At 67.8% G+C, this 22885-nt stretch carries 28 protein-coding genes; 7 read left to right on the forward strand and 21 right to left on the reverse strand.

Annotation, left to right across the window (positions count from 1 at the left end; genetic code table 11):
- On the forward strand, positions 1–639 hold the full coding sequence (locus tag J2W14_RS03320) for an SIMPL domain-containing protein (RefSeq protein WP_307458380.1): 639 nt from the start codon (positions 1–3) through the stop codon (positions 637–639).
- Positions 640–670: 31 nt separating this feature from the next.
- Here the strand turns inward: J2W14_RS03320 and pcp are convergent, their stop codons facing one another.
- Positions 671–1312: a pyroglutamyl-peptidase I gene (gene pcp, locus J2W14_RS03325; protein ID WP_307458384.1), complete on the reverse strand. Its 642-nt coding sequence runs from the start codon at positions 1310–1312 to the stop codon at positions 671–673.
- A gap of 242 nt (positions 1313–1554) precedes the next feature.
- Between pcp and J2W14_RS03330 the strand changes: the two genes are divergently transcribed.
- Complete coding sequence (locus J2W14_RS03330) at positions 1555–2730, forward strand: Rv2578c family radical SAM protein (RefSeq protein ID WP_307458387.1); 1176 nt, start codon at positions 1555–1557, stop codon at positions 2728–2730.
- Positions 2731–2787: 57 nt separating this feature from the next.
- Here J2W14_RS03330 and J2W14_RS03335 read toward each other — a convergent pair whose 3' ends face one another.
- The 7 genes from J2W14_RS03335 to J2W14_RS03365 form a co-directional block, all read right to left on the reverse strand.
- Positions 2788–4161, reverse strand: a complete 1374-nt coding sequence (locus J2W14_RS03335) for an NAD(P)(+) transhydrogenase (Re/Si-specific) subunit beta (protein WP_307458389.1) — start codon at positions 4159–4161, stop codon at positions 2788–2790.
- Positions 4158–4475 (reverse strand): NAD(P) transhydrogenase subunit alpha, encoded by a 318-nt coding sequence (locus tag J2W14_RS03340; protein ID WP_307459364.1) that lies wholly within the window; start codon positions 4473–4475, stop codon positions 4158–4160. Before J2W14_RS03340 ends, J2W14_RS03335 begins: the two co-directional genes overlap by 4 nt.
- A complete protein-coding gene (locus J2W14_RS03345) occupies positions 4475–5632 on the reverse strand; it encodes a Re/Si-specific NAD(P)(+) transhydrogenase subunit alpha (RefSeq protein WP_307458392.1) in 1158 nt (385 codons plus the stop codon). The genes J2W14_RS03340 and J2W14_RS03345 overlap by 1 nt, the downstream gene beginning before the upstream one ends.
- A gap of 86 nt (positions 5633–5718) precedes the next feature.
- Positions 5719–6174, reverse strand: coding sequence for a (deoxy)nucleoside triphosphate pyrophosphohydrolase (locus J2W14_RS03350; RefSeq protein WP_307458395.1), 456 nt, complete (start codon positions 6172–6174; stop codon positions 5719–5721).
- Positions 6175–6313: 139 nt separating this feature from the next.
- A complete protein-coding gene (locus tag J2W14_RS03355) occupies positions 6314–6547 on the reverse strand; it encodes a hypothetical protein (protein WP_307458397.1) in 234 nt (77 codons plus the stop codon).
- A gap of 137 nt (positions 6548–6684) precedes the next feature.
- On the reverse strand, positions 6685–7218 hold the full coding sequence (locus J2W14_RS03360; RefSeq protein WP_307458402.1) for an SRPBCC domain-containing protein: 534 nt from the start codon (positions 7216–7218) through the stop codon (positions 6685–6687).
- A 138-nt stretch (positions 7219–7356) separates the two neighbouring features.
- The gene (locus J2W14_RS03365; protein WP_307458405.1) at positions 7357–7803 is read right to left on the reverse strand and encodes a hypothetical protein; all 447 of its coding nucleotides are present in this window, start codon (positions 7801–7803) and stop codon (positions 7357–7359) included.
- Positions 7804–8052: 249 nt separating this feature from the next.
- Between J2W14_RS03365 and J2W14_RS03370 the strand changes: the two genes are divergently transcribed.
- Both J2W14_RS03370 and J2W14_RS03375 read left to right on the forward strand, forming a co-directional pair.
- Positions 8053–8304, forward strand: coding sequence for a hypothetical protein (locus J2W14_RS03370; RefSeq protein ID WP_307458407.1), 252 nt, complete (start codon positions 8053–8055; stop codon positions 8302–8304).
- Between the two features lie 263 nt (positions 8305–8567).
- A complete protein-coding gene (locus J2W14_RS03375; protein ID WP_307458410.1) occupies positions 8568–9776 on the forward strand; it encodes an MFS transporter in 1209 nt (402 codons plus the stop codon).
- Between the two features lie 60 nt (positions 9777–9836).
- On the opposite strand, the gene J2W14_RS03380 is transcribed toward J2W14_RS03375, so the two are convergent.
- Positions 9837–10757: a cation diffusion facilitator family transporter gene (locus J2W14_RS03380; protein WP_307458413.1), complete on the reverse strand. Its 921-nt coding sequence runs from the start codon at positions 10755–10757 to the stop codon at positions 9837–9839.
- A gap of 270 nt (positions 10758–11027) precedes the next feature.
- Between J2W14_RS03380 and J2W14_RS03385 the strand changes: the two genes are divergently transcribed.
- Entirely contained in the window at positions 11028–11294 is a 267-nt protein-coding gene (locus J2W14_RS03385; protein WP_307458416.1) for a GlsB/YeaQ/YmgE family stress response membrane protein, read from the forward strand.
- 119 nt (positions 11295–11413) lie between these two features.
- On the opposite strand, the gene J2W14_RS03390 is transcribed toward J2W14_RS03385, so the two are convergent.
- The 4 genes from J2W14_RS03390 to infC form a co-directional block, all read right to left on the reverse strand.
- On the reverse strand, positions 11414–12325 hold the full coding sequence (locus J2W14_RS03390) for a TrmH family RNA methyltransferase (RefSeq protein WP_307458418.1): 912 nt from the start codon (positions 12323–12325) through the stop codon (positions 11414–11416).
- A 64-nt stretch (positions 12326–12389) separates the two neighbouring features.
- Positions 12390–12866 (reverse strand): 50S ribosomal protein L20, encoded by a 477-nt coding sequence (gene rplT, locus J2W14_RS03395; RefSeq protein ID WP_307458421.1) that lies wholly within the window; start codon positions 12864–12866, stop codon positions 12390–12392.
- A gap of 119 nt (positions 12867–12985) precedes the next feature.
- Positions 12986–13180 (reverse strand): 50S ribosomal protein L35, encoded by a 195-nt coding sequence (gene rpmI, locus J2W14_RS03400; protein WP_009358635.1) that lies wholly within the window; start codon positions 13178–13180, stop codon positions 12986–12988.
- A gap of 115 nt (positions 13181–13295) precedes the next feature.
- Positions 13296–14405, reverse strand: a complete 1110-nt coding sequence (infC, locus tag J2W14_RS03405) for a translation initiation factor IF-3 (RefSeq protein WP_370871184.1) — start codon at positions 14403–14405, stop codon at positions 13296–13298.
- A 443-nt stretch (positions 14406–14848) separates the two neighbouring features.
- Between infC and J2W14_RS03410 the strand changes: the two genes are divergently transcribed.
- The gene (locus tag J2W14_RS03410) at positions 14849–15235 is read left to right on the forward strand and encodes a DUF1844 domain-containing protein (protein WP_226761144.1); all 387 of its coding nucleotides are present in this window, start codon (positions 14849–14851) and stop codon (positions 15233–15235) included.
- Between the two features lie 155 nt (positions 15236–15390).
- Here J2W14_RS03410 and J2W14_RS03415 read toward each other — a convergent pair whose 3' ends face one another.
- The 8 genes from J2W14_RS03415 to J2W14_RS03450 form a co-directional block, all read right to left on the reverse strand.
- A complete protein-coding gene (locus J2W14_RS03415; RefSeq protein ID WP_307458429.1) occupies positions 15391–16737 on the reverse strand; it encodes an MFS transporter in 1347 nt (448 codons plus the stop codon).
- A gap of 62 nt (positions 16738–16799) precedes the next feature.
- The gene (locus J2W14_RS03420) at positions 16800–17699 is read right to left on the reverse strand and encodes an SseB family protein (RefSeq protein ID WP_307458431.1); all 900 of its coding nucleotides are present in this window, start codon (positions 17697–17699) and stop codon (positions 16800–16802) included.
- A 12-nt stretch (positions 17700–17711) separates the two neighbouring features.
- Complete coding sequence (gene priA / locus J2W14_RS03425) at positions 17712–18458, reverse strand: bifunctional 1-(5-phosphoribosyl)-5-((5-phosphoribosylamino)methylideneamino)imidazole-4-carboxamide isomerase/phosphoribosylanthranilate isomerase PriA (protein ID WP_307458434.1); 747 nt, start codon at positions 18456–18458, stop codon at positions 17712–17714.
- A 53-nt stretch (positions 18459–18511) separates the two neighbouring features.
- Entirely contained in the window at positions 18512–18670 is a 159-nt protein-coding gene (locus tag J2W14_RS03430; protein WP_307458438.1) for a hypothetical protein, read from the reverse strand.
- The gene (gene hisH, locus J2W14_RS03435) at positions 18671–19420 is read right to left on the reverse strand and encodes an imidazole glycerol phosphate synthase subunit HisH (protein ID WP_307458442.1); all 750 of its coding nucleotides are present in this window, start codon (positions 19418–19420) and stop codon (positions 18671–18673) included.
- Positions 19417–20043, reverse strand: a complete 627-nt coding sequence (hisB, locus tag J2W14_RS03440) for an imidazoleglycerol-phosphate dehydratase HisB (RefSeq protein WP_307458445.1) — start codon at positions 20041–20043, stop codon at positions 19417–19419. The genes hisH and hisB overlap by 4 nt, the downstream gene beginning before the upstream one ends.
- A 64-nt stretch (positions 20044–20107) precedes the next feature.
- On the reverse strand, positions 20108–21226 hold the full coding sequence (locus J2W14_RS03445; RefSeq protein ID WP_307458448.1) for a histidinol-phosphate transaminase: 1119 nt from the start codon (positions 21224–21226) through the stop codon (positions 20108–20110).
- Between the two features lie 56 nt (positions 21227–21282).
- Entirely contained in the window at positions 21283–21732 is a 450-nt protein-coding gene (locus J2W14_RS03450) for a LysM peptidoglycan-binding domain-containing protein (RefSeq protein WP_307458451.1), read from the reverse strand.
- Between the two features lie 358 nt (positions 21733–22090).
- Here J2W14_RS03450 and lexA point away from each other — a divergent pair, with 358 nt between their 5' ends.
- A complete protein-coding gene (gene lexA, locus J2W14_RS03455) occupies positions 22091–22840 on the forward strand; it encodes a transcriptional repressor LexA (protein WP_307458454.1) in 750 nt (249 codons plus the stop codon).
- The last annotated feature ends 45 nt before the right edge of the window (positions 22841–22885 follow it).

A 22885-nucleotide genomic window follows, 5' to 3' on the forward strand; every position in this document is an offset into this window, starting at 1 on the left:
ATGAGCGACAGCCCCAGGACCATCACCGTCACCGGATCCGGCAGCGCGGAAGCCGCCCCGGACCTGCTGACCCTATCGATCGGCGTCGAGTGCCGGCGGGAGGAGGTCGGCGCGGCCTACGGCGAGGCGGCCCGGGTCTCCGCGGCCATTACCGCGGCACTCCGCGGGTACGGTGTCGCGGACCCGGACATCACGACGTCGGGCCTCAATGTCCGCGCCGAGGTGAACTGGCAGGAGGGCCGGGGCCAGGTGGTTTCGGGCTACCTGGCCTCCAGCGTGCTGAGTGTCCGGCTCAGGGACTTGGGGGCATCGTCTGAGGTCATCGCCGCCGCGGTGGCGGCCGGCGGCAACGATGTCCGGCTCAACGGGCTGGAGCTCGGCTTCGCGGATCCCGCAACGGTCACCGCCCGGGCCCGCGAGGCTGCCTGGCAGGACGCCCTCACCACGGCCGCTCACTTCGCGTCCCTCGCCGGGGCCTCGCTGGGCAAGGTGGTGTCCCTTACCCAGCAGATCGGTTACCCGGCGCCGATCCCGGTGGCGAAAATGCAGCGGGCCGCCGCGGTGGAGTCGCTCACCGTGGAGGCCGGAGAATCCAGCATCAGCGCTACCGTCAACGTCGTGTGGGAGCTGCTCGGCTGAGGCGCCGTCGGGCCGGCCGGGGTCCGGGCGGCTAGTGCGTGGCGCCGGCGGCGATCCTGAGGTCCACCGTCGTCGCCAGGGTGGTGCGGACGACGACGGCGAGCGCCTCCGCGAGCTGTTCCAGCGGCAGCGCAGGGTCCGTGCTGCCTGGGGGCAGCTGGGCCGGCTCGAAGGGAACGTGGACGAAGCCTCCCCGGGTTCCGGGCCGCAGCCGCAGGGCATGCATCAGCCCGTAGAAGACGTGGTTGCAGACGTAGGTGCCTGCGGTCTGTGAGACCTCGGCGGGGATCCCCGCAGCGAGGAGGTCTGCGAGCGCCGCCTTTACCGGAAGGGTGCTAAAGTACGCGGCGGGTCCGCCGGTGACCACCGGCTGGTCCACGGGCGCGTTGCCGGCGTTGTCCGGGATCCGCGCGTCGGCGCAGTTGATCGCGATCCGTTCCAGCGAGACCCGGGCCCGCCCGCCGGCCTGGCCCGCGCTGATCACCAGATCCGGGCGGTACTGCTCCAGCGCTGCTTCCAGCACGCGGACCGCGTCCCCAAAGACGCAAGGCAGCTCCACGGCCTGCACCTCGAGCCCCCCGGCTCTTAGCCGGGCCGCGGCCTCCCGCGCTGCCGACCACGACGGGTTGGTGCTTTCGCCGCCGAACGGTTCGAACCCTGTCAGGAGAATCATCGCCCCAGCCTAACAAGGCGGCCGGCGGGCAAGCCGAGACCGGGCAGCCGGCGGGATGGCGGGATGCGGCGCTGACCGGCGGGGCCACCGGTGGCCGGCAGGGCTCCCGGTGGCAGGCAGGGCTCCCCGGATAGCCGGCGGGATGCGGCGCTGACCGGCGGGATGCGGCGCTGACCGGCGGGATGCGGCGCTGACCGGCGGGGGTCCTTGACTTAAACTCGAACATACATTCGAATAGAGCCATGAGATGGGACGCACAAGCACTAAAACCGGCGCCCGAAGACAGGGCCCCAGGAACCGGGTCCCCGGGTGGCGGGGCACCCGGGGGCACCATCGGGCGGAGCCCGTCCCCCGCCACCGATCCCCTGCTGCCCCTGATCGGGCTGGTGCGTTCCGTGACCACCCCCGAGTTTGCCGGCGTCACTTTCCATGAGGTCACCGCCAAATCGGTGCTCAACAAAGTGGTCGCCGGTTCGCGGATGCCTTTCGAATGGACCATCAACCCCTACCGCGGCTGCAGCCACGCGTGCGTCTACTGCTTCGCCCGGAAGAGCCACACCTACCTCGACTTCGACGCCGGGCTGGACTTTGACAGCCAGGTGGTGGTGAAGATCAACGCAGCCGAGGTCCTGCGCCGTGAACTGGCCAAGCCCTCATGGGCGCGGCAGCATGTGGCCCTCGGCACCAACACGGACCCCTACCAGCGGGCCGAGGGCCGCTACCAGCTCATGCCCGGCATCATCGGCGCCCTGGCCGATTCCGGCACTCCCCTGTCGATCCTGACCAAGGGCACGCTGCTGGCCCGGGACATCCCGCTCCTGAAGCACGCCGCCGCCCAGGTGCCCGTCGGAGTGGGCATCTCGCTGGCGATGACGGACGAGCGCCTCTCCGAAGCCGTGGAGCCCGGCACACCCGGTCCGCGTGCACGCCTCAAGCTGATCACCAGGCTCCGGGAAGCGGGACTGCCGTGCGGGGTGATGGCCATGCCCATCCTGCCCTGGCTTTCGGACAGCGACGAGGCCCTGGATTCCCTGTTCGCCTCCCTGGCCGCGGCGGGCGCCACCGGCGTCACGGCGGGGGCCCTTTACCTCAAGCCTGGAACCCGGGAATGGTTCATGCAGTGGATCGCCCGGGAACATCCGCAGCTCGCCGGCAAGTACCGGCGGCTGTACGGCACCGGCTCCTACGCTTCCCCGGAGTACCGGGCCTGGCTGTCCGGTCGCATCCGCTATTTCAAGGCCCGCCATGGTTTCTCCGGATCGCAGGGCTTCAGCCACAGAGACCTCAACGACGGTTCCGGCGGCGGTGATCCCCGGGATGAGGAGGCGCAGTATCCGGCCGGCAGCATCCCCGAGCCGGCCGCACTCCGCGGCGTCGAGCGGGCCGCCAGCGATGCCGCGCAGCCCACCCTGTTCTAGCGGGTTCCGAAGGGCTGTCCAGACGGCTGGAGGCTTTCCAGAAGGCTGGAGTGTCGGCTAGAGGGCTTTCACGGCGCCCAGGACCCGGGTGAGCGAATCCTTGGCGTCGCCAAACAGGAGTGTGGTCTTCGGATCAAACAGCAGCTCGTTCTCGATCCCGGCGAAGCCCGGCCGCATGGAGCGCTTGAGGAAGACGACCTGGCCGGCCTGGGCCACCTCCAGGATCGGCATCCCGTAGATCGGGGCGCCGGGCGTGGACTTGGCGGCAGGATTAACCACGTCGTTGGCGCCCACGATGAGCGCCACGTCGGTGTTCGGGAACTCCGGATTGGCTTCCTCGAGCTCCTTCAGCGCCTCATAGGGAACGTTGGCTTCCGCGAGGAGGACATTCATGTGGCCCGGCATCCGCCCGGCCACCGGATGAATGGCAAAGACCACTTCGACGCCGCGGGCCGCCAGGGCCGTGGCCAGCTCGGCAATGGTGTGCTGGCCCTGGGCCACGGCGAGTCCGTACCCGGGGACGATCACCACCCGCTGCGCATAACCGAGCTGGACGGCGACGTCCTCGGGTGAGGAGGAGCGCACCGGCCGGTCGCTCTGCAGGGTGGATCCCGCCGTCGAACCGCCCCGGAAGGCGCCGAACATGATGCCCGTGACGCCGCGGCCCATGGCTGCCGCCATCACCTTGGTCAGGATCGTACCGCTGGCCCCGACGAGCGTGCCGGCCACCAGGAGGAGCACATTGCCCAGCACAATGCCGGACGCCGCGACGGCGAGGCCGGTGAAGGCGTTGAGCAGGGAGATCACGATCGGCACGTCGGCCCCGCCGACGGGCAGTACCAGCAGGAGCCCTGCCACGAGGCCCAGTACCAGCAGCGCCACAGCCCAGCCGATCGACCCCGTGGCCACAACAAAGCCTCCGGCGGCGACGGCCCCGAGCACCACGGCGCCCATCAGCACCGGCATGCCGGGGAACAGCAGGGGGCGGGTGCTGATCAGCTCCTGCAGCTTGCCGACCGTCACTGCCGAACCGGCAAAGGACACCGCGCCCACCAGCATGGTGAACACCACGGCCAGCCGCACCCAGGGGTCCTCGCTGTGGCCGAGTTCCAGCACCGCCACAAGTGCTGCGGCGCCGCCGCCGACCCCGTTGAACAGGGCGACCAGTTGCGGCATCTGGGTCATCTGCACGCGCCGGGCCACCGGGACGGCAACGGCCGACCCGACGGCGATCGCGGCGATGATCAGCGGGATGTTCTCCAGTTTCGCGGAGAGGAACACCGTGATCACGGCCACGAGGGCTCCGGCCGCTCCGATGGCGTTGCCCCGCCGGGCGGTCCGGGGAGAGCTGAGGCCCTTCAGCGCGAGGATGAAGCAGACCGCGGCCGCCAGGTAGAGCACGGCGGTCCACCCCGGGCCGAGGACGCTCATGTGCCGTCCTCCCCCGCGCCGGCACGGGGCCGGGCCGGCTTCCGGCTGCCGAACATCTCCAGCATCCGGTCCGTGACGACGAATCCGCCGACCAGGTTGACGGTTGCCAGCACGACAGCGATGAGGGCGACCGTCAGCAGCCACGGGTCACTGGCCTGCCCGGCCACGATGATGGCGCCCACCAGGATGATGCCGTGGATGGCGTTGGCACCGGACATCAACGGGGTGTGCAGCTTGCTGGTCACCTTGGAGACGACTTCGAATCCTACGAAAACGGCGAGCACCACCACGGTCAGCAGCGTGATCGGATCCATCATTTGAGGGCCTCCAGTGCTTCGGCGGTGGCGGCGTGCCGCACGGAGCCGCCGTGGGTCAGGCAGGCGCCGGCAACGACCTCGTCGTCAAAGTCCGGGACCACTTTGCCGTCGGCGGTCATCAGGGCCAGCAGGTTCGCGACATTCTTGGCGAACAGCCGGGAAGCATCCGAGGGCATCGCCGAGGCCGCGTCCTGCAGGCCCACCAGGGTCACCGACCCGCCGTCCACCGGGATCTGGAGGTCCCGGCCCGCGATGACCCCTTCAACGTTTCCGCCGGACTCTGCCGCCAGGTCGACGACGACCGACCCGGCCCGCATCCCGGCCACCATATCCGTCGTCACGAGCAGGGGGGCCGCCCGGCCGGGGATGGCCGCCGTGGTGATGAGGACATCCGCCGCCGCGACGTGGGGGGCCAGTAGGGCGCGCTGGCGTTTGGCCCGGTCCTCGCCAAGCTCCCGGGCGTAGCCGCCGCTCCCCTCAGCGGACGTGTCCGCGGTCCGAGCGTCAAGATCCAGATGGATGAACGTGCCGCCCATCGAGGCGACCTCGTCAGCGGAAGCCGCCCGGATGTCGTTGGCGGAGACCCGCGCCCCCAGGCGTTTCGCGGTGCCGATCGCCTGCAGTCCGGCGACGCCGGCCCCCAGGATAAGCACCCGAGCGGGCGGGATCGTTCCGGCGGCCGTCATGTAAAGCGGGAAGAACCGCGGGTAGCGCAGGGCCGCCTCGAGGACGGCGCGGTAGCCGGAGACCAGCGATTGGGAACTGAGCGCGTCCATCGACTGGGCCCGGGAGATGCGCGGCACCAGTTCCAGCGCGAAGGAGGTGACACCGGCGGCGGCGAGGGCTCCCACGCCGGGCAGTTCCGAGCCTGGTGAGGCGAACCCGATGGTGATGGTGCCGGGCCGGAGCCGCCCGGCGGCCTCCGGCTCGAGCGGCCGCACGTGCAGCAGGACATCCAGTGATTCGGCGATCAGCTCCGGAACGATCAACGCTCCGGCCGCGGCGAAGGCGGCGTCGCCGTACCCGGCTTCGTCGCCCGCCCCGCTTTCCACTGCCACGTCCAGGCCGAGGGCCCTGAGTTGCTGCACCGTCTCAGGTGTGGCGGCAACCCGGCGCTCCCCTGCACGTTGCTCCCGTCTGACACCGACCTGCACGGGTTGCTCCTCTCGATTCGCTTCAGCGTAGTCACATGGTTCGCGCTTTGGCGAGAGGTGGGGCCCCGGCGGGCCGAAAGCTCAGCTCAGTTGGCGGAAACGGCCGGCGAATCCGCTACCGGCAGCCTGTCCAACAGTGCCTCAACGATCGGCAGGTCAGCAGGGATCCATGGCAGGCCCAGCACCTCGTCGCGGTCCCGAAGGTTGATCCAGCGCAGCTCATCGTGGTCCTGGAGGGGGTGGGGAACGCCGTCGAGCAGTTCCGCGAACCACACCCGCATCGCCGCGCGCTCGTTGAGCGGCCAGCCGTCCTCGGATCCGCTTTCCAGTTCGGCACCGAGCCGGACGGTCACGCCCAGTTCTTCCAGGAGCTCCCGGTGCAGGGCCTGCTCGCCCGTCTCGCCGGACTCGACCTTGCCGCCGGGAAACTCCCACATGCCCGCGAAGTGCGGGGGCGCCGTCCGCCGCGCCACGAGCAGCAGGCCGGGTCGGGCCAGGGAATCCAGTACGGCGCCGCCAACGACGCTGATAAGTCCAGTCACGTCCTCAAGTCTAGACATCTCGCGGGGCCACGGCGTCAGATCCGGGATAGCTGCCGGTTCCCCTAGCGAGATGCTCTACGGGGCGAATCCGATGACCGGAGATGAAATCAGCGATGGGGATCGGTCCTGCGTGCCCGGATCATAGTCGAGGCCAGATTTTAAGGAGGTTCCATTCCTGCTGGAAATCAACCGCGCGGCCCTCAAACCACACGTCCTGCCCGCTCATCGTGTGCCCCTGGCCGGGGTTATTCCAGTTGGGCCTGACCTTGATGTGAATAAACTGCCCATCCGGACCCACGCCAAAGTGACTCGCAGGAAAGTTCCGCTGCTCAGCGTCGCAGCGTTGTTCGTCGTCGGCGTCCGAATTTGTCACTGGGGCCTCCCGGAAGCATAAGACTGCTTGGGGGGAAGAGCATACGCGCGGCGCGAATGCGTGTAAATGGCAGCTTTTTTCTTCCGCCGTCCCGCACACGAAGCCGGCGTTCGCTGGAGGAATCACCGCGGCGCCGGTCAGGGCAGGATCGGCCTCCACCACGGCGAAGTTTCGCGGGCACTCGGGCGGCCTGAGCCGTCGCCCGATTTGGGCCATTGCAGGTCCGGCGAAGCTGGGACCCTGGCTTCATGTCTGCCGAGGAGTTCGGCGCGTTTCTTGACGGCGCTGACGTAATCGGCGAAAGCCCGTTCCAGATCGGGGACGGTGCTCCACATCGGACCCAACAGTGGGCCGGTGAATTCCTCCCGGACGCGCAAGTGTGTCATGCCACCATGGGGAGTCAAGGTGAACGTGCACACGCTCTTCAACAGGCCCCAGGGCAGGCCCCCGGTCCAGATCATCACCTCGCCCGGTATCTGCTGGACGCGTAGCCTGAAGGTGCGGTTCCCGCCGGTGCGGGTCCGGACTCTTATCGGGCCGCCGCTGCGCAACTGGCCGTCGATGCGGGTAATGCCGGAGTCCCAGACGGGGTAGTTTCCGCCGTCCGTGATGATGTCCCATACCGTGGAGTTCCGGGCGTTGATCACGGTCTCGGCCTCGAAGGATTTCATGGCGTTCTCAGGCCGGTATCCCGTGAGTCTTCCCCGAAACACATTCTTGACTTCGCTGCTTCCAGCGGGGGCGGCACGCTGATACCGCGAAATGCGGAGCATGCGGCCAGCGGCGCCTCACCCGGAAAATTCCGGGCCTTAGCATTTGGCCGCAGTCTGGAGGTCGCTGACAGCGGCCTGGACGTTAGCTGCCTCGTCCCGCAGGGAGGCGACCGCCTGGGTCAGGGTGGCATCGTCAGGAACAGCTTTGACGGCTCGCTCGAAGTTTTCTTCAGCCGTCTTAACGGCGTCCACCTCGTCCCTCGCCACGTCCTGGCTTGCCTTGATCAGATCGTCGAAGGTCTTCGCGACCTGATCCCGTGCCGAGTCGAGCTGTCCCACCGTGACACCGGGCTGAAGTGTCTGCTTGAAATTTGTCAGGGCTGCGGCATAGGCACTGGCAGCAGCACACGCCTGCGAAACGTTTTCCTCCGCTCGGGCGCTGCTGACGCTCGCCCCGGGGCTGGAAGTGCTGCAGCCCGCCAGCATTGCGACGGCGAACCCGACTGCGATCGATCCTGCAAGGATTGGGCGTGGTCCCGACATGGGAGGCTCCTTTCCGGGATGGGGTGCGGCAGACAGCCCTGCCGCTGGCAAGTACGACCATTGTCGGGCCGCACCGGGGGCGCGGACCTCATCCGGGGCAGGTGATCTGTGGTCGCAAAACGGGGCACGGGGTGCCTTGCGCGGCGGCCCACCCTCCCAGCAGAAATCTGGCGCCGTTCATCCCCGGACGCGGTACTCTGGGGGTGGTCAGGCAGCCGGCCGTTCGTGATTTGTAGAGAGATCGTGTCTATGAACAGCAAATTGGGTGTCACCGTCTCCATGGACATGAGCGAACTGGCCGCCGCTGAGGCGCCGTCCTCAAGTATTTTCGGAACATTCCGCCGCTGGCCCCTCGTATCTTCCTTCGAGTTGTGCCTGCTCCAGGCGGCGCTCACCCAGTGCGTGGAACTCGCCGGTCCGGAGTCCGCCCATGAGCTGCTCACGGACGTCGCTGTTGAACTGGAACGCCGCACCGCGGAGACCCCGCCCCTCCCCGGCTAGAACGCAGGCCATCCGCTGATGAGCGTCCGCTGATGCAATGCGGGGGCGCTTCCTCAACGGCGGGAATCCGACCGGGCCCAGCTGGAACCACCGGCGCAAATGCACGGGCGCTGCCGGGTTAGGGGAGAATGGATGGGGGCCGCCTTCCTGAATACCCGGAAAACCGAGCGTGCCCGCACCGTTTCACACCTCAGACCACACATCAGATTTAATTTGCCGCATTCTCCTGGCTTCAGCCGGGAACGTCACCGAAAAGCAGACGAATGACTATCACCGCACACGCCCCGGCGACGCCCAAAACCGGCACCCGCCATGTTGCCCTTGCCATCGTTTCCCTTGCCATGGGCGGATTCGGCATCGGCACCACGGAGTTCACCATGATGGGCCTGCTCAAGGAGGTGGAGCAAGGGCTCAACATCAGCACCCCGGAGGCGGGCCACCTGATCTCGGCCTACGCCCTCGGCGTCGTGATCGGGGCCCCGCTGCTGGCCGCCGTCGGTGCGAAGATGCCGCGGAAGTACCTGGCTCTGGGACTCATGCTCTTCTTCAGCATCGCGAACCTGACGTCCTTTATCGCCCCCGACTACGGCACCATGCTGGTGTCGCGCTTCGCCGCCGGGCTGCCCCACGGGGCCTTCTTCGGCGTCGCGGCCGTGATCGCGGCGTCACTGGTCGCACCGACCAAACGTGGCTGGGCCATTTCGATGGTCATGGCCGGCCTGACCGTCTCAAACGTCATCGGCGTGCCCTTTGGCACCTGGCTGGGCCAGGCGTATGGCTGGCGGCTGCTGTTCCTGCTGGTGGGCGTGATCGGCCTCCTCACCCTGGTGATGCTCTGGAAGTTCCTGCCGTTCCAGAAGCCGCGCGCTGATGCGAGCTTCCGCCGCGAACTGGGTGCCCTCAAACGGCTTCAGGTTTGGCTGGCGATCCTGATCGGCATCGTGGGTTTCGGCGGCTTCTTCGCCACGTACACCTACATCGCCCACACCATGACATCCGTTGCGGGCATTCCCGCGGCCTGGCTGCCGCTGGTCGTCGCCCTCTACGGGCTGGGCATGGTGGTTGGAAACATCGTCGGCGGCCGGATCGCGGACAGGTCCGTGATGGGAACGATCTTCTGGGTGCTGCCGGGCATTGCCGTGGCGCTCGTGGTCTACGCCGTCGCCGTGCACTGGCCCTGGTCCGCCTACGTGATGGTCTTCGTCGTCGGCGCCGCCGGTGCCCTGCTGGTCCCGGCGCTGCAGACCCGGCTGCTGGATGCTTCCCCGGATGCCCCCTCGCTGGCCTCCTCACTCAACCATGCGGCCCTCAACGTCGCCAACGCTTTGGGCGCTTTCCTCGGCGGGCTCGTCATCGCCTGGGGGTGGGGCTACGTTGCACCGGCCCTGGTCGGGGCCGGACTGGCTGTCCTGGGCCTCGTCGTCGCCCTCATCAGCGGACTCGTCGAACGCATGAGGCCGCTGGTCCGGTAGCCCGCAATGCGCCTACCGGACCAGCGGCCCCTCACAACCCGTGGCGGGGCAGAAGGTCTGTTACGGGGTGGTGACGCGCTGAACGTCCGGTTCGAGGTAGATGACCCGGGCGATCGGCACCGCCTCGCGGATCCGGGTCTCGGCGCCGTCGATCGCTGCGGCGATTTCCTGGCCCGTCTCTGAACGGCCGATGCTGATCTTGGCCGCAACCAGCAGTTCCTCCGGGCCCAGGTGCAGGGTCTTGAGGTGGATGATCGAGGTGCCGTCGGACTCGATGGCCGCCCGGATCTTGGCGACGTCGTCCTTGGTGGCTGATTCGCCGAGCAGCAGGGACTTCGTTTCCACGGCCAGCACGGCGGCGATGGCCACGAGCAGGAAGCCGATCATCGCCGTACCCAGGGCATCCCAGATGCCGTTCCCGGTGATGAGCGTCATGCTCACACCGAAGAGCGCGAAAACCAGGCCGACCAGCGCGCCGAGGTCTTCCAGCAGAATGACCGGCAGCTCCGGCTGCTTGGCACTGCGGATGAACTTGACCCAGCTCTGCTTGCCGCGGACGTGGTTTGATTCGATGATCGCGGTCCGGAACGAGAAGGACTCCGCGATGATGGCACCGATGAGCACGGCGAGCGGGACCCACCAGAACGCACCTTCGATGGCGTGCGGGTGCTGGAGCTTTCCCCACGCCTCGTACAGTGCAAAGAGGCCGCCCACGCTGAACAGCACGATCGAGACGATGAAGGCGTAGATGTAACGCTCACGTCCGTAGCCGAACGGATGCTGCGGGCTCGCCGCCCGCTTGGCGCGCTTGCCGCCCACGAGCAGCAGGATCTGGTTGCCGGAGTCGGCGAGCGAGTGGATCGCTTCGGCCAGCATCGATGATGAAAACGTCAGGAAGTACGCGACGAATTTCAGGACGGCGATGGTCAGGTTCGCAGCAAGAGCCGCGACAATCGCCTTGGTACCGCCATTTGCAGCCAAGAGAGCTTCTCCTTAGGGGTTCGACCCGGTGGTGGACTCCGGCCGTTGCCTGCGCCCACCAGAAATACCGTACCCGTTGTCGGCCCCGCCGGAGCACCGCACCCGGCCCCGCTCCGACGCGGTGAGGCGGCCTGATTGGCCCGCAACAGCGCAGGTCACCGGGCAGATAACGATTGGGTCTGATCCTGCTGACAAGCAAACTGGCCTATGTTAGCTTGAAGCCATAATCGGGATTCACCATTTGGATGCCGACGATATGTAGGAGGAGTAATGGGCTTTCTTGGCTGGATCATTCTCGGACTCATAGTAGGTGCAATCGTCAAGGCAGTTATGCCTGGCAGGGTCGGCGGCGGCTGGGTCACCAGCCTCGTGCTCGGCGTTGTCGGCGCAGTTGTCGGCGGCTGGATCGGCGATCTCCTGTTTGGCGGCGGCAAGATGGAATTCTGGAATCTCGGTTCCTGGCTCCTGGCCATTGTCGGCGGCCTCCTGGTCGCCCTTGTCTACGGCGCCATCACAGGACGCAAAAAGACCAGTTAACTGCACAGGTACGACGGCGGGGGCCCACCTTTCGGTGGACCCCCGCCGTACTTATTTGCCTGTTGCCGGGCGGCTGCCGCGAACCCGTCAGGAGATCAGCCGGCCGGGTTTGTGGGCCGCTATCCCGGGTTTGCCGCGCCGTCCTGCTGTGAGCGGGCGCTGGCGTAAAGGCAGACCGTCGCTGCGGTGCCGAGGTTGAGGCTTTCAGCGGCCCCGTATACGGGCACGGCCACCCGGTGGTCTGCCAGGGCGAGTTCTTCCCCGGTCAGGCCCTGGGCCTCGTTGCCGAACAGCCAGGCGGTCGGGTTCTCCAGGGCGTACACGGACTCGCGGGGCGGCGCGCCCAGCCGGCGGGCCGCGTTCTGGTCCTGCAGCCGGTCCAGGTTCAGTTCCCCGTTGCCATCGGCGGCGAGGACCCCGATGCCGCGTTCCTTGCAGCGGGCCACGATCTCCTCGACTTCAGCGCCGATCACAACGGGCAGGTGGAAGAGGGATCCCGCCGTCGAGCGCACAGCCTTGGGGTTGTAGATGTCCACGCTGGATGCGGTCAGGATGACGGCGTCCGCGCCGGCCGCGTCCGCTGCCCGGAGCACGGTGCCGGCGTTGCCGGGATCGCGGACCTGGCACAGCACGGCTACGAGCTGCGGGCCGGCGTCGAGCACCTGCTCAAGGCTCACGTCGAGGAAACCGCAGACCGCGAGGATGCCCTGCGGGGTGACCGTGTCCGCCATCGCGGCGAGCACTTCGTCAGTGGCGAGGAACGCCGTGACCCCTTCCGCGAGTGCCTCCAGGTCCGGGTGCCGGTCGAGGCAGGCCTCGCTGGCGTAGACCTCATAGACTACGCCGGGCTCCCCCGCGGCAATCCTCTTCTGGTGCAGGGTCAGGGCCTCCCGGACAGCCTGGGGGCCCTCCGCGAGGAACTCGCTGCGCTTTAAACGGGCCGGGCGCCCGGCAAGCTGAGCCACCTTCCTCACCCGATCAGCTCGGGGGTTGGAAAGTAAAACATCTTGCGGGCGCCCGGTTTCGTTCATACAAGAACCTTAGTTGCTTTCCAGCCGGTTCCTGAACGACGTCGTTATCGAACGACTACAGGTACTACTCGGCAGCCTTGTCGGTGGCCTTCTTGGCAGCCGGCTTCTTGGCGGCGGCCTTCTTGGCGGCCGGCTTCTTGGCAGCCGGTGCAGCCTCAGCCTGAACGGCCGGAGCGGACGTGTCGGCGGGCAGTGAGTCCTTGGCGATCTTGACCAGCGCGGAGAAAGCGTTGGCGTCGGAGACGGCCAGCTCTGCCAGCATACGGCGGTCAACCTCGACCTCAGCGGCCTTGAGGCCCTGGATCAGACGGTTGTAGGTCAGGCCGTTGGCGCGGGATGCAGCGTTGATACGCTGGATCCACAGGCGACGGAAGTCGCCCTTCTTCTTCTTGCGGTCCCCGTAGCTGTACACAAACGAGTGCAGCAGCTGCTCTTTGGCCTTGCGGTACAGGCGTGAACGCTGTCCACGGTAGCCCTTGGCGCGCTCAAGGATAACCCGGCGCTTCTTGTGGGCGTTGACCGCCCTCTTCACACGTGCCACGTGCGTACTCCTTCAGAATTCTGATCCCAAGCGTCTACTGCCGGAACAACCGGCTGGCCTGAGAAGCCTTTTTGGTAGTTGACTGCTGCCAGGTGGCGAACAGTCAGAGAACTTGGAACTTAGATGCCGAGCATCTTCCGGATGACCTTGGCGTCGCCCTTGAAGACGATCTTGTCGCCGGCGAGGCGGCGGGTCAGCCTGGAGGACTTGTGCTCGAGGTAGTGGCGGCGGTTGGCCTGCTGGCGGCGCAGCTTGCCGCTGCCGGTCAGCTTGAAGCGCTTCTTAGCACCACTGTGGGTCTTCATCTTCGGCATGGGAACCGATCTCCTTACGTATCCGCAGACAGGGTCTGCAGTCTTTCGTGCAGCCTCCCCTGCGGGCGGCGTGCTGGTTTCTTGCTGCCGGACATTGCTGTCCGGCAGCCCTGAGCTAGTTGGTCTTCTTGGTGCCCGGCTTGGCGGCGGCCTTCGGGGCAGCCGGCCGTGCAGCAGGCTTCGGCGCCGCGGGACGCGGCACCGGCTTCGGTGCAGCAACCGGCTTCGGCGCTGCCGCCGGAGCGGCCTTTTCAGCCTCGGGAGCCTTCGCGGCTTCCGGAGCCTTGGCAGCGGCCTTGGGCGCTGCGGGCGCCTTGGCTACTGCCGGCCTGACGGCGGCCTTCGGAGCCTCAGCCTTGGGAGCCTCAGTCTTGGGAGCCTCGCGCTTCGGAGCGGCCTTGGGGGCCTCCTGCTTCGGCGCTTCCTGGACGGGAGCCTTCGCTGCCGGGGCTTCCGCAACCTTGGCTTCGGCGGCCGGGGCCTCCGCGGCTTCGACCTGGTCGGCCTCAGCCTTTTCAGCCGGAGCCTCGACGGCGGGAGCGGCTTCCTCGGCGGCGGCTTCCGTTGCGGTTACCTCAGCCTCGGGTGCCTCGGTCCGGACCTGGTAGCCCTCCGGCAGCAGATCGGCGAGCGACTGCGTCAGGGGTGCTTCGGGGCCGGACGTGTCAACGCGGAAGTCACCTGAGGCCTTGGCCTCGTTTTCGGCCTTGGCTTCTGCACGCTGCGATGCGCGGCGGGCCTCTGCCTTGGCTTCTGCCTTGTTCTTCAGGGGACCGACGACCATGACCATGTTGCGGCCATCGATACGCGGGCTGGACTCCACGACGCCAACTTCGGCGACGTCGTCCGCGAAGCGCTGGAGCAGGCGGATGCCCATCTCGGGGCGCTGCTGCTCACGGCCGCGGAACTGGATCATGGCCTTGACCTTGTCACCGGCGCCGAGGAAGCGGAGCGCATGGCCGCGCTTCGTCTCGTAGTCGTGGGTGTCGATCTTCAGGCGGAAGCGGATTTCCTTCAGGACCGTGTTGGTCTGGTTCTTCCGGGCTTCGCGTGCCTTGACGGCGGCTTCGTACTTGTACTTGCCGAAGTCCATCAGCTTGCACACCGGAGGCTTGGCCTGCGGTGCAACTTCAACGAGATCAAGATCGGACTCGGCAGCCAAACGCAGGGCATCCTCAATACGGACAACGCCTACTTGCTCGCCTGCAGGGCCGACCAGCCGCACCTCGGGGACGCGGATACGCTCATTGATTCTTGGCTCGCTAATGTTAAAGCTCCTGTGTTCGTGAGGGGTATTCCACCGGCAAAAAGAGAAGGCCCCCAATTGCCGGAGCAATCGAAGGCCTCGAAGATCGGAACTGCCTGCCTCGTGTGAGGCGACATGCATCCTGCCAGTGCTGACGCCCGGGAAAAATGCCCGACCAGGTACCCGGCAACCTTGCTTCTTGCGAAGCTTCCCGAAGGAGAGCGGTTGACGCGGGTGGGAGAGAACTCCGCTTGCAAACTGAAAGTCGATTCTACAGAAGAAATCCCGTCCGGCGCACCTGCATGACGGGCATGTCGGTTGCGGACGGGTTCCGGCTGTCAGACCGCTGCAGTATTACTGAAGAACAGTAGCTACCGGAGCGAAATAACGACAATCAGTCGGTCTGTGACAAGCTTACCAGCATGAGCACTTCAGACAGTAATTCACACGTTTACGAGCCCGCCAGCGCCCAGGGCGACGTCTCACAGCAGATCCGCGACATCTCCGAGGTGCCCGCGATCGAGGTCATCACCACCGCCGCCGTGCACCTTATGAGCGCTGCCGCCGTGAAGCTTGGCCTCGCCGCCGAGGAAAACGCCGAAGAGCTCAAGGACCTGGACGAGGCCCGCAAGCTGATCACGGCCCTCGCCGGCCTGGTCACCGCGGCCGCTCCGGAGATTGGCTCCCAGCACGCCGGGCCGTTGCGCGACGGGCTACGGTCCCTGCAGCTGGCCTTCCGCGAGGAATCCATCATCCCGGACGCCCCGGGCAAGGGCCCGGGCGAGAAGTACACCGGCCCGGTCAACTAAGCATCCAGTCAACTAAGCACGCGGTCAACTAAGCACGCGGTCAACGAAGCACAGAGTGTTTCCAGCGGCACCGCGGCGGCGGGCGGACCATACCGGTCCGCCCGCCGCCATCGTTTAAGGCCCGCGGGTTTAGGGGCGTGCCGGTCCCGGTGCGCTCAGACTGAGGCGAGGCGCCGCCGGCGGCGGTGCTGCAGCACCAGCCCCAGCAGGCACAGCGCGACGCCGCCCACCCCCACGGCCACGAATCCGGCAGAGGGACCGACGCCGTCGATGAACACGCCGGCGAGCGGCGCACCGAGCGCGACGCCGCCGGTGAGGGCGGAGCCGTACCAGCCCATGGCCTCGCCGCGGCGGCGCTCGTCGACGAGTTCGGCGACCTTCTCGGAGGCTGCCGATAGCACCGGGGCGCAGAGCAGCCCCGGCAGGAGCGCGAGCAGGCTGAGGGTCCAGGTGTCCTGCGCGAAGGCCATGGGAATGCTCAGCGCGGACATTCCCATCAGCAGCAGGATCGGCGAGATGGGCCGGTGCATGGCGCCATAGATCACGCCGCCGACCACCGAAGCCCCGCACCAGAAGAGGAAGACCAGTCCGATCTCGGCCTGGTGGCCGCCGGTTTCGAGGGCGGCCACGATCCCGACGTCGGTGCCGCTGAGGACCATGCCGGCCCCGGCGGCGACGGCAAAGACGGCGGCCACCGCGGGGGTGAACCAGACGAAATTACGGATGACCTTGTGCCGCAGCCCGGCACGTTCGAGTCGCCGGTCCCCGGCGGCGGCCAGCGGAGCGAACTCGGCGGCAGCCTCCTGCAGGCGGGCCGGGGCGGCGGCGACCACCGCAACCTCGGCTGCTTCCTGCTGGCTTGCCTCGAACTCGGCATCGTACCCGGAAGCGGACGCGGCATCGGCCCCAGGGCCGGGTTCGGCGCTGCGGGTCGGCGGGTTGAACCACATCAGGAAGAGCCCGGACACGGAAGTGGCGACGCCAACAATGGTCAGCCCCAGGACCGAGAGTCCGGCGGTGGCGACGAGGGCCCCCGCCGCGGGGCCGATCATAAAGACCAGTTCGGTGGAGATGGCGTCGAGGGCAAAAGCAGTGCGCCGTTGCTCCCCCGTGGCGAGGACTCCGAGGGACTGGCGGACGACGCTGAAGATCGGCAGGGTCAGCAGGCCGCCGACGAACACCAGCGGCAGCAGCAGCTCGTAGGACACGTGCGGCACCACCGACCAGATGACAGCCTCGGAAATGACCGACGGAATCAGGGCCCGCCGCAGGCCCACGGTATCGACGCGCCGGCCGCGCCAGGGTGCTCCGACGGCAATGCCGATGGTCATCACGGCAGCCGCGGCCCCGGCCGCGGCGTAACCCTGCCCGAGGGTGAGGACAATGTGCAGGGTCAGCAGGACCCCGGCCGCGGAGTGCGGTATGCGGGCAACCATCCCCACCAGCAGGAGCCGCCTGATCGGCCGAACGGCCAGCAGCTCCCGGTACAGCGCGAAGTTCACGTAGTTTTCATCCTTCCGGTACTGCCCCCGGCAGCACCGGGCTCTCCCCCGCTGGCCGTCAGCTACTGTGCTGCGCGCTGCAATTTGACCTCGATTGAGTCAACCCGCTCAGCAAATACTTCATTCCGCGCCCAGGCACTGTTGAGGCCGGACACGATGGACTGGACGCCGGCGGCGTCGAGCCCGTCTTCAAGGTAGAGCATGACGCGGAGTTCCGGGCCGGAGCCCCCGCCCGGCAGCGTCGTCCCGTCGGCCGCACGCGAGGCAACCCCACCGCCTGGATGAATTTCAACACGGCGGACCGCGGGAAAGCCAACCGCGGCCTCGCCGAGGCTTAGGGCGAGCTCGGGATCAGCGTACGACGGAGTCCAGTCCCGCTGCTGGGCGAGGGCCCACACGGCGGGCCGGCGCACGACGAAGGTCACCGCCGAGCCCGGGTCCAGCACGAGCAGTTCGGCGTTCTCGGCGACCGCGGAAAGCGCCGCGCGGGCAGCGTAGACGGCCACCGGGCGTGCTTCCGGGTGCCAGGCCTGGAGCGAAGCGGCCGAGGTGAACACGGGCATCGCCGTCCGCCCGTCCGGGGCCTTGAGCGTCACGAGGGCCATGTCCGCCTGTTTGTCGGCCTGCAGGCCGCCGGCACCGTCGCCTTCTTCGGCGAGGGTGGCCAGGATCGGGACGAAGACCCGCGCCGTCGCCAGCGCGGCCACCACCGCGGCCTCGTCGCCGTCGCCGGACGCGAGGGCCGCCAGGGCCGCAAGGTATCCGGGGTCGGCCGCACCGTCGTCGTCCTCGAAATTGTGGATGTTGGCGCTGTCGCCGGACAGGCTGCGCCCGGCCCAGGGCTGGCCCGCCGAGTCCGCCGCCCCGCCCGCGCCGGCCAGGGCCGCCGCAATGTGTCCGGGCAGCGGGCGTGACGTGGCGGGAAGGTCGGCTGCGTGCTCGCCCGCGGGAGGGTGCTCCATGCTGCGGTCCGGCTAGCGCCGGCCGGCGACGTCGAGGGCCTCGGGCAGCGTGAAGTTGCCGTTGTAGAGGGCCTTCCCGACGATGGCGCCCTCGACGCCGAGCGGCACGAGGGAGCGCAGGACCTTGAGGTCGTCCAGGCTGGAGATCCCGCCGGAGGCGACCACCGGCTTGCCGGTCTTCTCCACCATCTGGCGCAGCAGTTCGACGTTGGGTCCCTGGAGCGTGCCGTCCTTGGTGACGTCGGTGACGACGTAGCGGGCGCAGCCGGCCTCTTCGAGGCGTCCGAGGACGTCCCAGAGGTCGCCGCCCTCCTTGGTCCAGCCGCGGCCGGCCAGCGTGGTGCCGCGGACATCGAGCCCGACGGCGATCCGGTCGCCGAAGCGCTCGATCACCCGGGCCGTCCACTCCGGGTTTTCCAGTGCCGCGGTGCCGAGGTTCACGCGGGCGACCCCGAGGTCGAGGGCCTTCTCGAGCGACTCGTCGTCGCGCAGGCCGCCGGAGAGCTCCACCTTGATGTCGAGCCGGCCGACCACTTCGCGGAGCAGCTCGGCGTTGGAGCCCCGGCCGAACGCGGCGTCGAGGTCAACGAGGTGGACCCACTCCGCCCCCTGCTGCTGCCAGTTGAGCGCGGCTTCCAGGGGGGTGCCGTAACTCGTTTCGCTGCCGGCCTCGCCCTGGACGAGGCGGACCGCCTGGCCGTTGACGACGTCGACGGCGGGCAGCAGCTCGAGCACGGGCAGCGGGGTTTCGGTGGTCATCGTGGATCCTCAGTTTTCAGGGTCGGCAGGTGGTCGGGGGGCGCTGCGGGGCGTCAGGCGGCGGGCAGCGTCAGGAGGTAGGCGGCGAGCAGCGCCATTCCGGCCAGGACGTAGAACACGACCTGGACCCAGCGCGGGCTCTTCTGCTGGCGGAAGGACAGCGCCCCGCCGACCAGCAGGCCGGCGAGGCCCATCAGGACGATGGACCACATCTAGGCGGTCCCGGCTTCCGGGGCGGCGGCGGTCCCGGAACGCTCCCGCAGGCCTTCCACCCAGTTGCGCAGCAGGCGCGCACCGGCGTCGCCGGACTTCTCCGGGTGGAACTGCGTGGCGCACAGCGGTCCGTTTTCCACGGCGGCGATGAACGGGGCACCATGCTCCGACCAGGTGACAAGCGGCGCCGTCATGCGCGGCTGGATGACGTCGAAGTCCCACTGCTGGACCCCGTAGGAGTGCACGAAGTAGAAGCGTTCGTCCTCGACACCGGCGAACAGCTTGGACCCTGCCGGGACGGATACCGTGTTCCAGCCCATGTGCGGGACGACGTCGGCGGGAAGGAGCTCGACCTTTCCGGGCCACTCCCCCATGCCTTCGGCTACGGTGCCGTGCTCGACGCCTGCCTCGAAGAGGACCTGGAGGCCCACGCAGATGGCCAGCACGGGGCGGCCGCCGGCGACCCGGCGCCCGATCATGCGGATGGCATCAACGGCTTTAAGCTCGCGCATCACGGTTTCGAACGCCCCGACCCCGGGGACCACAAGGCCATCGGCGTTGAGGACATCCTCCGGCCGGGAGCTGAGGATGACCTCGGCACCGGCGCGTTCGAGGGCGCGCACGGCGGAACGGACGTTGCCGGAGCCGTAGTCCAGGACCGTGACGGTGGGCTTGCCCTCGGGCGAGGCCGGCTTCCGGCCGGCGTCGGGGTCGATGATGGCGCCGTCCTTCAGGACCTTCCCGGTCACAGCGCACCCTTGGTCGACGGAATGCCCTCGACGCGGGGATCCGGCTCGACGGCGGCGCGCAGGGCGCGGGCGAAGGCCTTGAACTGGGCCTCGACGATGTGGTGCGGGTCCCGGCCGGCGGTGACGTTCATGTGCAGGCAGATTCCGGCGTGCAGGGTGATCGCCTCGAAGACGTGGCGGGTCAGGGAACCGGTGAAGTGTCCGCCGATCAGGTGGTATTCCTGGCCGGCAGGCTCTCCGCCGTGCACGAGGTAGGGGCGGCCGGAGACGTCGACGACGGCGTGCGCGAGGGCCTCGTCGAGGGGAACGGTGGCTTCGCCGAAGCGGCGGATCCCGGCCTTGTTTCCGAGCGCGGTGCGCAGGACCTCGCCGAAGGTGATGGCCACATCCTCGACCGTGTGGTGGACGTCAATGTGCGTGTCGCCGGTGGCCTTGACCGTCATGTCGATCAGGGAGTGCTTGCTCAGCGCCGTCAGCATGTGGTCGTAGAACGGCACCGAGGTACTGATGTCCGAGACGCCGGTGCCGTCCAGGTTGATCTCGACCAGCACGGATGACTCGCTGGTGGTCCGTTCCATGCGTGCGGTCCGGCCCTCGGCAGCGGTTGATCCGGTGTTGCTCATGTGGGTGTCCTTTGGATGACGACGGTGCCCGGCGTACAGGCAGGGTGGATGTCCTGGGTTAAGTCTAGGCGGGCTGCACGGCGCGGCCGGCCAGGATCCGTTCGAGGGCTTCGAGGAAGGCTGTGGTTTCCGTCTCAGTTCCGGCGGTGACGCGCAGGTGCCCGGGGATGCCCACGTCGCGGACCAGCACGCCGGCGTCGAGCAGGCCCTGCCAGACCTCGTGCGGGTTGTCCAGACCGCCGAAGAAGACGTAGTTCGAGTCGGAGGCAGCCGGCTTGAGGCCCATCCGCTGCAGTTCGGACACGATCCTGTCCCGCTGGCGCTTGATGTCCTCGACGTCGGCCATCAGCGCGACCCGGTGGTGCAGGGCGGCCAGGGCTGTCGCCTGGGTGATGGCCGAGAGGTGGTACGGGAGCCGGACCAGGCGCAGGGCGTCGGTCACCTCCGGCGCCGCGGCCATGTAGCCAACCCGGGCGCCGGCGAGGGCGAAGGCCTTGCTCATGGTCCGCGAGACGATCAGCCGTTCCCGGCCGGGCAGCAGGGCGAGGGCGCTGGGCGTGCCGTCGTGGGCGAACTCGTGGTAAGCCTCGTCGACGATCACGATGGTCTGGCTGGCTTCCCCGGCCTCGTAGACGGCCTCCACGACGTCCAGGCCCAGTCCGGTGCCGGTGGGGTTGTTCGGGGAGCACAAGAAAACGATGTTCGGCTGGAGTTCGCGGACCTGGCGGGCGGCCGAGGCGGCACTGAGTCCGTAGTCGTCGGCGCGGACCCCGACGATGTAGCCGGTGTCCGTGCCGGAGGCCAGCAGCGGGTACATGGAGTACGTGGGAGGGAAGCCGAGGGCGGTGCGCCCCGGGCCGCCGAACGCCTGAAGGATCTGCTGGAGAACCTCGTTGGAGCCGTTTGCTGCCCAGATGTTGTCCGCCCCGAGTCCGTGCCCGAGGTATTCCGCGAGGGCTTCGCGCAGTTCCGTGAACTCGCGGTCCGGGTAACGGTTCAAGCCGGCCGCGGCGATCGTGACGGCCTCCGAGATGGCGGCACGCACGTCGGCGGGAACACCATGGGTGTTCTCGTTGACGTTGAGCAGGATGGGGACGTCCAGCTGCGGCGCGCCGTACGGCGTCAGGCCGCGCAGATTGGTCCGGAGGGGAAGTCGGTTCAGTCGCTCTAGCTGGTCAGTCACTGCACTAGTTTAAGTGAGAACGCGGCGGGCCCTGAAACTGTGACGGGTTGAACGGCTTACTTGGATGGGATGAAGAGCGCCTGGCCGGGAACGACGCGGGCGGCTTCGAGGTTGTTCAGCTGGATGATATCGGTGACGACGTCGCGGGGGTCCCGCTCCGGGGCCACGGAGGCGGCGATCGCCCACAGCGACTCACCGGGCTGCACCGTCACGGTCACGGTGGGGGTCAGCGACAGCCCGGCTGCGGACTCCGCCGCTTTGGCCGGGGCGTTGAGGAAGCCGCTGAGGGTAAGGATGAGCGCGGCCAGCAGGATCAGCGGCACCCCGATGAAGACAAAGCGTCCCCGCCGGGTGAGCCGCAGCGGCGCCTGCTTGGCCCGCTGCTTGCCAACGGTGCCCCGCTTACCCACGGTGCCCTGCAGGCCGGACGCACCGCCGTCGGGCCGGCCGTACTCGCCGAATGCGTCGCGGCCGAAAGTGTCGTGAAACGCGCTTGATACTGACATGAACTGAGCCCTCCTGGACCATACTGTGCCGCCCGGCGTACTCCACGTACTTGCCGCCAACCGGCCTAACCTTCGAACAAAGAACCGAACGTCACGCTGTACCGAACAGTGCTCCACCCGCAAACAGCGAATTACTAGAACACATATTCGAACCTTGCTTGTTCTGTTTTAGCACTTATTAACGAACAATGTCGAGACTCGCTAGAACAAATGTTTGAAAAAGCCCTGTGGCTGGCCTACGTTTGAGTCAAAGAACAACCACTTCTGTAGTTGATCAGCAGGGTCTGACATTTCAGGCCGGAAGTTCCCGGCAGCCGCAGCCACGGCGGCCGGGCGGAACGGAAAGGCGTTGGCGAACATGGCAGCACAAGCCACTGGCGGCAGGGCCACCCAGCGGGGCCCGCAGGCGGCCCGGCCACCCAAAAGCCTCACCGTCCGGCAAAAGAAGATCCTGGAAACGATCCAGCGCTCGGTCACGGACAACGGCTATCCGCCCTCGATGCGCGAGATCGGCGACACCGTCGGCCTGGCGAGCCTCTCCAGCGTCACCCACCAGCTCTCCCAGCTGGAAAAACTTGGCTACCTGCGGCGCGACCCCAAGCGCCCCCGCGCCATGGAAGTCCTGATGCCACTGACCCTCGACGAGGGAACCACAAAGAGTTCAGGGGCTGAGAAGTCCGGCGGCCTGCGCACGGTCGGCGGATTGTCCGTGTCCGAACTGGCCAGCGCCACCGACACCGCCATGGTGCCGCTGGTGGGCCGCATCGCCGCCGGCGGGCCCATCCTGGCCGACCAGGTCGTCGAGGACGTGATGCCGCTGCCCCGCCAACTCGTGGGCCACGGCGAGCTCTTTATGCTCAAGGTCGCGGGGGACTCGATGATTGACGCGGCCATCTGCGACGGTGACTGGGTGGTGGTGCGCCAGCAGGGCGACGCCGTCAACGGTGACATCGTCGCCGCGCTGCTGGACGACGAAGCGACGGTCAAGACGTTCCGCCAGCGCGACGGCCACACGTGGCTGCTGCCGCAGAACACCCAGTACGAGCCCATCCTCGGCGATCACGCCGTCATCATGGGCAAAGTCGTCTCGGTGCTGCGCTCCCTTTAGGACCGGTCAGCCGGCACGCCAACAGCTGCGAACAGGGCCCCGCTC

Source organism: Pseudarthrobacter oxydans (assembly GCF_030812335.1).
GTDB classification, from domain to species: Bacteria; Actinomycetota; Actinomycetes; order Actinomycetales; family Micrococcaceae; genus Arthrobacter; species Arthrobacter oxydans_B.